The sequence below is a fragment of the Geminicoccus flavidas genome, from assembly GCF_009806515.1.
Classification (GTDB): domain Bacteria; phylum Pseudomonadota; class Alphaproteobacteria; order Geminicoccales; family Geminicoccaceae; genus Geminicoccus; species Geminicoccus flavidus.
Genome location: NZ_WUJP01000755.1, coordinates 1 through 9,201 on the forward strand (window position 1 = coordinate 1; position 9,201 = coordinate 9,201).

The 9,201-nt window shown below is 67.9% G+C and carries 7 protein-coding genes and 1 pseudogene; 3 read left to right on the plus strand and 5 right to left on the minus strand.

Features of this window, described 5'->3' with window-relative positions:
- The 4 genes and pseudogenes from EQG76_RS21650 to EQG76_RS21665 form a co-directional block, all read right to left on the minus strand.
- A pseudogene (locus EQG76_RS21650) lies at window positions 1-2,402 on the minus strand (hypothetical protein); the annotation flags it as partial.
- 1 nt (window position 2,403) lies between these two features.
- Complete coding sequence (locus EQG76_RS21655; RefSeq protein ID WP_159716400.1) at window positions 2,404-2,640, minus strand: excisionase family DNA-binding protein; 237 nt, start codon at window positions 2,638-2,640, stop codon at window positions 2,404-2,406.
- Window positions 2,641-2,730: 90 nt separating this feature from the next.
- The gene (locus tag EQG76_RS21660) at window positions 2,731-3,441 is read right to left on the minus strand and encodes a hypothetical protein (protein WP_159716401.1); all 711 of its coding nucleotides are present in this window, start codon (window positions 3,439-3,441) and stop codon (window positions 2,731-2,733) included.
- The gene (locus EQG76_RS21665; RefSeq protein ID WP_159716402.1) at window positions 3,438-4,715 is read right to left on the minus strand and encodes a tyrosine-type recombinase/integrase; all 1,278 of its coding nucleotides are present in this window, start codon (window positions 4,713-4,715) and stop codon (window positions 3,438-3,440) included. The genes EQG76_RS21660 and EQG76_RS21665 overlap by 4 nt, the downstream gene beginning before the upstream one ends.
- A gap of 339 nt (window positions 4,716-5,054) precedes the next feature.
- Between EQG76_RS21665 and EQG76_RS21670 the strand changes: the two genes are divergently transcribed.
- Complete coding sequence (locus EQG76_RS21670; RefSeq protein WP_159716403.1) at window positions 5,055-5,402, plus strand: calcium-binding protein; 348 nt, start codon at window positions 5,055-5,057, stop codon at window positions 5,400-5,402.
- A gap of 21 nt (window positions 5,403-5,423) precedes the next feature.
- The gene (locus tag EQG76_RS21675; protein ID WP_235031498.1) at window positions 5,424-6,191 is read left to right on the plus strand and encodes a calcium-binding protein; all 768 of its coding nucleotides are present in this window, start codon (window positions 5,424-5,426) and stop codon (window positions 6,189-6,191) included.
- Between the two features lie 123 nt (window positions 6,192-6,314).
- On the opposite strand, the gene EQG76_RS21680 is transcribed toward EQG76_RS21675, so the two are convergent.
- Window positions 6,315-7,139, minus strand: a complete 825-nt coding sequence (locus EQG76_RS21680; protein ID WP_159716405.1) for a class I SAM-dependent methyltransferase — start codon at window positions 7,137-7,139, stop codon at window positions 6,315-6,317.
- 109 nt (window positions 7,140-7,248) lie between these two features.
- Between EQG76_RS21680 and EQG76_RS21685 the strand changes: the two genes are divergently transcribed.
- The coding region (locus EQG76_RS21685; protein WP_159716406.1) for a transcriptional regulator at window positions 7,249-9,201 on the plus strand (1,953 nt) is incomplete at its 3' end.

Genomic DNA, 9,201 nt, shown 5'->3' on the forward strand with positions numbered 1-9,201 from the left:
GCCACGGTCTTCGCGCTCTCGCCGAACCGGTCGCACCAGGCATCGAGCAGCGCACCCAGGTCCTCGCGGACAGGATCCCGCGCGGCGACCCTGCTCCGGGTCAGGCAAGGGTCCGCCATGCCCAGCCAGATCAGCGGCAGGCGGCACCAGTCCTCCCACTCCTCGAACCGGCCGAAGGTCTTCACCTTCTGTGCCGGCGAACCAGCGGCGAGGTAGGCCCGGATGATGGTGAGCGCTGCCACGACCAGCTCCGGCCGATGCTCCGGGACGTAGGTGCGCAAGTTGCGGTTGAAGTTCCGTTCCTCCGGCCGTTCGCATTGCGGGTCGATCCGGCAGATCAGCACCCGGGTGGACAGGTCGCCCGCCACCACCAGGTTGTTGCCGGTGCCGACCCAGGTGGCGCAGGTGGGGACCGACACGGTCCTGGTCGATCCCAGCAGGCGGTCCTTGAACCGGGGCTCGGTCAGGACGCTGCAGAAGGTATCGCCGCCCAGCGGGCGCTCGATGTTGTCGATCAGGATGAGCGAGTCGCCCTCCAGCAGCAGGGCCAGCACGCGCTTGCGCTCCGTCTCCGGATCGCTGGCCTGCGACATCATCGAGGGTGCCTGCCCCGTGGCGATCCAGGATGCCAGGGTGGCCAGGAGGGACTTGCCCGACGCCATGATCGGCGCGTCGATCAGGATCATCGGCGCCGAGCGCAGGACCCGCCGCACCAGGACCGTCAGGAACAGGGCCAGGATCACTGACCTGTCGGCCGGGGTCTGGAACGGAAACTCCTCCAGGACCTCCTTCAGGATCTCCAGAGCGGCCTCGGCCTGTTTTTTGGTCGGGTTTGCCGGGATCGGCGGGAAGCCCCGGCCGCCGTCGTCGAAGTAGAGGGCGGTGGCCCGGTCATAGCCGGGCCGCTCCAGCACCGTGCCGTCCGGCCGCAGCGTCGGCGCCTGGATGATGGCATGCAGCGGCGGGATCGTCGGCCACGCGCCGGAATTCGACAGGAGGGTTTCCGCCACTTCTCGTGGGCAGTCGCACGGGGTCCACTCCCTCATGCGTCGGTCGTAGGTCTCAAACAGCGCCAAGTGGTTCAGCAGGTAGCGCAGCGACGGGACATCGTAGCCGACGATCGTCAGGCTGCCGGCTGCTCGCCTGATGCCGCCTTCGGCAAACACGTCCTCCAGCCGGACCATGCGCACCAGCAGGGGGCCGCGCTGATAGATGGAGCCGGACTGGGCCAGGAGCCTTTCGCAACGCTGCACGACCAGGTGGAGCTTACCGCCAGCGCAGCGGAGAACCAGCCGCTGGTCATCGCGCTCCTCCCCTTCGGGTGCGGTATCCAGCTCGGCGAGGATGCGACCGATCCGGCGCGGGATCTGCTGACCAACGAGCTTGCCGGAGCCGATCTGCCCGTGCCGGTACAGGCGCAGGGTGACGGCGATGTCGTGCCCCTGGATGCCCTTGCGCTTGAGAAAGACCGCCAGGGAGAAGTCCAGACCACTGCCGCTCGTGTCGGTACCAGGGCCGATCTTGGCGCCGCTCGCCCAGGCCTCCGCGAAGTCGGCATCGGCCTTCAGGAGGCGCTTGACCGCATCCGGCAGATCCGTGGGCTCGGCCGTCTCGTCATAGCCGGGCCGGCCACGCTTCCGGCGCGTGCGCTCCTTCTTCGGCCTGCCCTCGCGGATCTCCTCCTGAATGGCGTTCACGGCATCCGTGATGTCGTTGAGCGCCAGCGGCGTGCCGGGCAGATGCAGCCCGGTCACCGTGAAAAACCGCGCCTCCGGATAGCAAGCAAGCTCCGGTGCATCGTGCCCATAGCCGGCCGCACCTTCAGGCACCGGTGCCTGCAGCTTCAGCTCCTTGGGGCAGTCTCCCTTCGGATCAGGGTCACCATAGTAGATCCCGAACGCCTTCAGGCCGGTGCCGGACGGGCTGGTCTCGGTATAGGTGTTCAGCGACCGGACCTTGTCCTCCGCCCAAGGCTCGATCTTCCCAGTGACCGGTGAGCGGCAGAGGTCCAGATCCACGCCCACCAGGAAGATGCAGCGCGGGCCGTCGTCCAGATCGCCCAGGAAGACGGTGAGCCCCGCCCAGCGTTCGGTCGCCAAGGCTGCGGTGGCCTGGTCGAAGGTTGCCCACGTCTCCGGATCGTTCGACTTCGCCCGCCTGCCGGTCCGGGGATCGTACGGAACCTTGGTCCGCTTGCTCCGCCGGTCCCGGTCGTACCGCCACACCCCGAAACGGGCTTCCATGGGCGACCGACCGCAAGTGGGGAGCGGCGTCTGGAACACGTCGCACAGCAGCTGGAGGCGGTCGTCCTCGCTCAGGTAAGGCGGAGCGGCATCGTCTTCGGCAGCGCCATCGCCATCGCACTCCGGGTCGGGCTGGTGGCAGTCATCCTTTCGGATCATCTTAAACCGCCTTCCCAGTAACGCCGGTCCGGCCGACAAGGCGAGGGAGCGACCCCAGGTAGCTCTGCAGGCTGGCCACCTCGATCAGGGTCTTCGACCCGGCCTTCACCGCAGTGAGCTTCCCGGCAGCAATCAACCGGTAGACAGTCACGGACGAGAGGCTGGCGACTCGGCAGCATTCCCGGATGCTGATGAACAGCGGTTCGATCCGCCGTTCATCCGAAACGTTGGAGAGCATGTCCCAAACTCCAAGACAGAGCAGGACACACCTGTTAGCGCCATCGCCTGGGGACATATGAGGTTGTACCCAGGGAGGCTTCCCAACTTTTTATGGCTTCCTTCTGTCTCGCCTCAGGAACTTGCGAACCGTCTCCACGTCTTCGTGCCATTCCTCGGCAATGATGCGTGCTCGCTCGCGCTCAGATGGCTCCTTGGCCTGTAGCTCCACATCACGTTCCAACCATGCATTATGCATCGGCCGCCTGTGCCCGAAGCGCGTGTTCGCCGCGTTGGTGCCGCCCGTGATGGTCCGCTCGCCGGCTCGCCAAGCACGCCCATGCCGTCTCGCAGCAGCGATCTCGCCCTCTTTCCGGGCAAGGATGTACATGAAGCGTCCGAACCGATGGATCTTGCCCTCGGCAAGACACCGGCGAACTTCTTCAAGGCAAAGCCACAGCTCCCATGAGCGGGCGAGCCACGTGCCCGGCTCAGCACGCTCGGCAGGGTGTCGGCAGCTCTGCAGCCGAACAGCTCCCGCCGGAACGGGTAGAATGCCTGTAACCCATGGGCCGTCGTTAACTCGACGGTAGCAGCCAATCGCCGTCGGCAGCCCTTCTGCCGCCCAGAACTCAACGATGTCACGTTCAATGTCGACGATCAGCTGCGTCAGGACAGCAATGTCGTCTTCCGGCTCTGATGCCATCTCCAATGCGGCCCAGCCAGATGCAATGATCTTGCGCGTCCCGAACATGCCGTGTGGGTCGGCAAGTACGACGACCTCTTTGGGATCCGGCGCATCGGCCTCGTCATCACCGGTCACGCCGAAGCCCCACTCGGCGCCACCACCTCAGCCGGCTGTGACTCCGCATGCTTAGCCCAGGCATCCATCAACGCCTTGCGCTTGGCGAGCAGGTCGCCGCGGGCATAGGCCGCTTCCGCCTTGTCCTTCAGCGTATGTGCCATCGCCGCCTCGATCACTTCCCGAGGGAACTCGGTAGCGTCGCCTGCCCAGGTCCGGAAGGTCGCACGGAAGCCATGCGCGGTGATTGGCCGCCCGTCCTGGTCCACCCAGACCGGCGCCTGCGGCTTGCCCTTCTCGATGGCCTTGCCCTGCATCCGGCGGAGCAACATTAGGAATGCCATGGAGGAGAGCGGCGACTTTGCCCGCGGGCCGGGGAAGACGTGATCGTCCGGGCTGCGCCGCAGCGGTGCCATCTGCCGGAGGATCGCCAGCGCGGCATCCGAGAGCGGCACCCGATGCGGCCGGCCCGCCTTCATCCGCTTGGCCGGGATCGTCCAGGTCGCGTGTTCCTCGTCGATCTCGCGCCACGTGGCACCCATCACCTCGCTGGTGCGCGTCGCCGTCAATATCAGGAACTCGAGCGCCCGGCCCGCCGTGGCCGGACGTGCCCGTAGTTCTGCCATGAACGCCGGCAGCTTGCTCCACGGCAGCGCCGGCTGGTTTTCGACCGGCTGCAGTTTACGCGGCGCTGGCAGCTCATGCTGGAGGTCGCGCCAGCGCGCCGGGTTGCCGGCCTCGCGCAAGCCCCGTGCGGCCGCGTAGTCCAGCACCGTCTCGATCCGCCCGCGCAGCCGGCTGGCCGTCTCCGGCGCCCGGTTCCAGATTGGCTCCAGCACGGCCAGCACGTCAGCGCGGGTGATCAAGCCGACGTCGCGGCCACCAATCCTGGGATAAGCGTAAGTCGCCAGCGTGTTGCGCCACTGCTGCCGATGTTTCGGGTTCTTCCAGGTCGGCTCGTGCTTCGCGATATAGCGCTCCGCCAGCGTCTGGAACGAGCGCTGCTCGGCGTTCTCCGTCCTCTGGACCAGCGCTGTCCGCTCGGCCTTACGTGCGCTGATCGGATCCTCCCCGGCCCGCAGCCGTTCGCGGGCCGCCTCGGCAGCCTGCCGGGCCGCCGCCAGCGATACCTCCGGGTAGCCACCCAGCCCCATGTCCTTCTGCTTGGTGCCAAGGCGGTAGCGCAGCACCCAGGACCGACGTCCATCCGGCCGGACCCACAGGTGCAGGCCCTTCTCGTCCGTGTACCGCCCAGGTGCAGTCAGACTCCGTACCTTGGCTGCCGAGAGCACCATTCTGATCAGTCTATGATGGACCCAACAACGGTACCAACATAGGTGCTTGAACAATGGGGAACAAGCAGGAGCAACCAGACGCACTAGTTGAACGCAAACTGCTGAATGAGCTACGATTTCTACGAGAGTACGGCTTGCTCAGAAGCAACGGGGTATAGAAGTATGGAGGACGTTCCCTCCGCCATGTGCCCTGACTTTCGCCGATGAACGGGCAGGCTGGGTTGCAGTTGCGCACAGTACCCTGGGTGGAACTCCACACTTCTTCCAGATGCGCTGCGGGACGTAAGCCGATCGACCGGCTCGCTTCTGATAGTTCCGAGCCACGGAGCGCCGTCTGAGTTGACGGATCATCCGAGCCTGTCCAGGTTTTCCGGAAAGACTTTCTCGGGCGCTGGCATCGCTGCCACCCGACACATTTCCAGGATGACCATGGCTATTCTTACAGGCACAACTAGCAATGACCGGATCAATGGTACCCAATCCGCGGACACCATAGACGGCCTGGCCGGGAACGACGTGCTGGAAGGTCGCGTCGGCAACGACGTCATCTACGGTCGTGCCGGGAACGACACCATGCACGGCGAGCTCGGCAACGACAGGCTCTATGGCGGCGATGGCTTCAACCTGATGTCGGGCGGCGATGGCGACGACATGGTTTACGGCGGCGCCAACCGAGACCGCATGTAGGGCGACCTGGGCGACGACATCCTGCAGGGCTTCGACGGGCCGGACGACCTCTATGGCGGCGGCGGCTCCGACGTGCTGTACGGCGGGAACGGCAACGACCGCCTGTGGGGCGGCAACGACTGGAGCCTCGAAGAGCAGCCGACCACTCAGGCCGTGATCTTCGGTGGCGACGGCGACGACACCGTCTTTGGTAGCATCAACGGCACGAACAATGTCCGCGGCGAGGCCGGCAATGACCGCCTGCTCGGCGGCCAGCAGAACGACCGGCTGGATGGCGGGATCGGCGACGACGCGCTGCGCGGCGGCTACGGCGACGACATCCTGATTGGCGGCGAAGGAAACGACGTTCTGTCCGGCGGCGATGGCAGGGACCGTCTGAGTGGCGGAGCGGGCGAGGACGTGTTCCTGTTCGATTTCTATGCCGACTACCAGATTCCGGATGACTGGAATCCGGACTACAACCGGACCGAGGCGAACGACCTCATCACCGACTTCAACCGCGGCCAGGACAAGATCTTCCTGAGCCTGACCTATTTCGACGCGGACTCCGCCAACGACTTCAATGGCCCGCTGGCCTTCCAGAGCCTGGACACGTCGGGCAACGGCATCCTGACCGACGCGGATCAGGGCATCGACATGCAGCTCGTCTCATTCATGGGTGAGATCAAGCCCTCGCTGGTGATCGATGTGAGCCAGATCAACTTGCCCGAGGGCGTGAATACGAGCCTCACGGGCACCATCACGCTGTTCGGCACGCCCATCCTGACTGCGAGCGATATCGCTGGCTGAACTGATCTTCCTCTCGAGCAAGTAGCGCATGCCCTCGGCTAGCTGCCGACACCGCCGATGCCGGCTGCGGCAGCTAGCCTCGCGTGCGATTCCTGTTCGAGCCAAACCCACCCAGCCCGCGCGTCACGCCCGGGTGATCACGACCTCCAGATAATCGGCCGGGATCACCAGAGTGGTATCGCCGGAACGGTTCCAGCTCCGGGCAAAACCGGTCAGCTCGTCGGCCAGGGCGGCCTGGCCCGCCGCGTCCAGTGAGGCGAAGGCCTTCAGGACCGGGCCATACCAGGTGCGGAACACTTCCAGCCAGTGCTCTTCCGAGCGGTAGCGGAAGTGGAACTGGCGCAGCTGGACGTCGACTGCGCGGGCCCGGTCGCCGAACAGTTCGGCCAGATGTGGCCGTGTGCCCCACAAGGACGGCGGGCGCAGCTCCGGTGGCGGAGTGACATGCCGGCCGATCAGCTTGAAGAGCTGGCCGATGAACCCGTCGGGCGTCCAATTGGCCAGCCCGATCCGGCCGCCCGGCCGGCAGACCCGGGCGAGCTCGCCCGCAGCCCTGGCGTGGTCGGGCGTAAACATCACCCCGAAGGTCGACAGGACCGCGTCGAAGCTCCCGTCGGCGAACGGCAGGTCCTCGGCGTCGGCCGTCTGGAAGGTGACCGGCAGGCGTTCCGCGTCGGCCCGCTCCGCCGCACGCTCCAGCAGGGCCGGCACGTAGTCGGTGGAAACCACCTCGCACCAGCGCCTGGCGGCGGCGAGCGTGGCGTTGCCATTGCCGGCCGCCACGTCCAGCACGCGCGAACCCGCGCGCAGGTCCATGGCCTCGCACAGTTCCTCGCCCACGATCTGCAAGGTGACGCCGATCACCGCGTAGTCGCCCGATGCCCAGGCCGACTGTTGCTTGGTCTTGATGGCGGCCAGATCCGGCCGCTCGGCAGTGAGGGTGACCATGATCGCTTGTTCTCCCGATGGGTGGCCCTAGGATGAGCACCCCCTTTCGTGCCGAGGAGGGTGCGGTCGCCGCCTGGTCTAGCGGGCGGGTGTGGGAAGGAGCGTGGCGATGGGCGTGGATGCGGCCGTGGATTCGCCAGGGACGGAGGGTGCCGCGCCCTTGCTCGAGGTGCGGCTGCTGGGTCCGCTGACGCTCAGTCTGGACGGCCATGCCCTCCCGTTGCCGGGCTCGCGCAAGCTGCGCGGGCTGCTGGGCTTCCTGGCGCTCGCCGAGCGGCCGGTCGGCCGCAGCCGGCTGTGCGACCTGTTCTGGGAAGTGCCGAGCGACCCGCGCGGCGAGCTGCGCTGGTGCCTGAGCCGGCTGCGCCGCCTGCTCGACCGGCCGGGCCGGCCGCGGGTCTTGGCGGAAGGCGACGCGGTCCGGTTGGACCTGACCGGTTGCCGGGTGGACGCGCTGGAGCTGGCAGCGGCACTGGAGGCGCCGGGGCTGCCCGAGGCCGGGCCGGAACTGTTCGCCAGCGAGTTCCTGGAAGGCCTGGAGCTCGATGCCTGCCCGGACTTCCAGCTCTGGCTGCAGTCCCAGCGGCGCCGCCTGGCCGAGGCCCAGCTGGCGCTGCTGGCGAAGCTGGCCCAGGCAGAAGGGCCCGAGCTGCCCCCTGCCCTGCTCCAGCGCTGGCTGGCGCTGGCACCGCTGGACCTGCAGGCCCACCGGATCCTGCTGGCGGGCCTAGCCCGTACTGGCCAGTCACGGGAGGCGGAACGGCACTTGGCATCCGCCTGCCGGCGGTTCGCCGCGGAGGGCGTGGACAGCCGGCCGCTGCGGGCCGCCTGGCAGGAACTGCGCAGTTCCCGGCTGCCGGCCGAGCCGCGCCTGGCCATTCCAGCACCAGAGCCAGAGCCCGGGACGCGGCGCCGCTCGATCGCGGTCCTGCCGTTCGGCGGGATCGGGGAAGGCCCACCGGAGCTGGCCGACGTCGCGTTCGGCCTGTCCCACGACCTGATCGTGCGGCTGGCCCGGCTGCGCAGCCTCCTGGTGATCGCGCCCGGTACCATGCTGACGCTGCGCGAGCGCCAGGTGAGCGCGGACACGGCCGGGCGCCTGCTGGAGGTCGACTTCCTGGTGAACGGCACGGTCCGCCATCTGGGCGGGCAGGTCCGGGTCACGGTGGAGCTGGCCGAGCGGGCGAGCGGGCGGATCGTCTGGGCGGAGCTCTACGACCGGCCGCTCGGGCAGACCTTCGTCGTCCTGGACGAGCTGGGCGACCGCATCGTCGCGGCGGTCGCCGCCGAGATCGAGGCGGTCGAGCGTGCCAGGGCCATGCTGCGCCAGCCGGGCTCGCTGGATGCCTGGGGTGCCCATCACCGCGGCCTTTGGCACATGTACCGGTTCAGCCGGCCGGACAACGAGCAGGCCAGGCGGTATTTCGAGCTGGCGGTCCGGCTCGACCCGGGCTTCTCCCGCCCCTATGCCGGGCTGTCCTTCACCCATTTCCAGGACGCCTTCCAGGGCTGGGCGCCGGCACGGCCGGCGATCGAGCTGGCGCTGCGCACGGCGGGGCAGAGCCTGGCCGCCGACGAGCGCGACCCGGCCGCGCACTGGGCGATGGGCCGGGCCCACTGGCTGGAGGGGCGGCAGGACCAGGCCGTGGCGGAGCTGGAGCAGGCGGTGGAGCTCAGCCCCAACTTCGCGCTCGGCCACTACACGCTGGCCTTCGTGCACTGCCAGGCAGGCGACGCGGCAACCGCTATCGCCGCTTCCGACCAGTCCCGCCGGCTCAGCCCCTGCGACCCGCTCCTGTTCGGCATGCTGGGGGCACGCGCCATGGCGCTGGCGCGGCAGGGCCGGTTCGAGGAGGCGGCGCAATGGGGGCTGCGTGCTGCCAGCCAGCCGAACGCCCATGCCCATATCCTGGCGATCGCCGCCTATGCGCTGGCACTGGCCGGGCGCGTGGCCGAAGGGCGGGCGCAGATGGCGCAGCTGCGCCGCTCGCTGCCCGGCTATCGGATCGATGATTTCCTGCGCGCGATGCGCTTTTCGTCCGACGCGGTGCAGCTATTCCGG

Excerpts from the sequence above, each read along its gene's own strand:
- EQG76_RS21665 (WP_159716402.1), bottom strand. The coding sequence starts at position 4,715 with ATGGTGCTCTCGGCAGCCAAGGTACGGAGTCTGACTGCACCTGGGCGG.
- EQG76_RS21655 (WP_159716400.1), bottom strand. The coding sequence starts at position 2,640 with ATGCTCTCCAACGTTTCGGATGAACGGCGGATCGAACCGCTGTTCATC.
- EQG76_RS21680 (WP_159716405.1), bottom strand. The coding sequence starts at position 7,139 with ATGGTCACCCTCACTGCCGAGCGGCCGGATCTGGCCGCCATCAAGACC.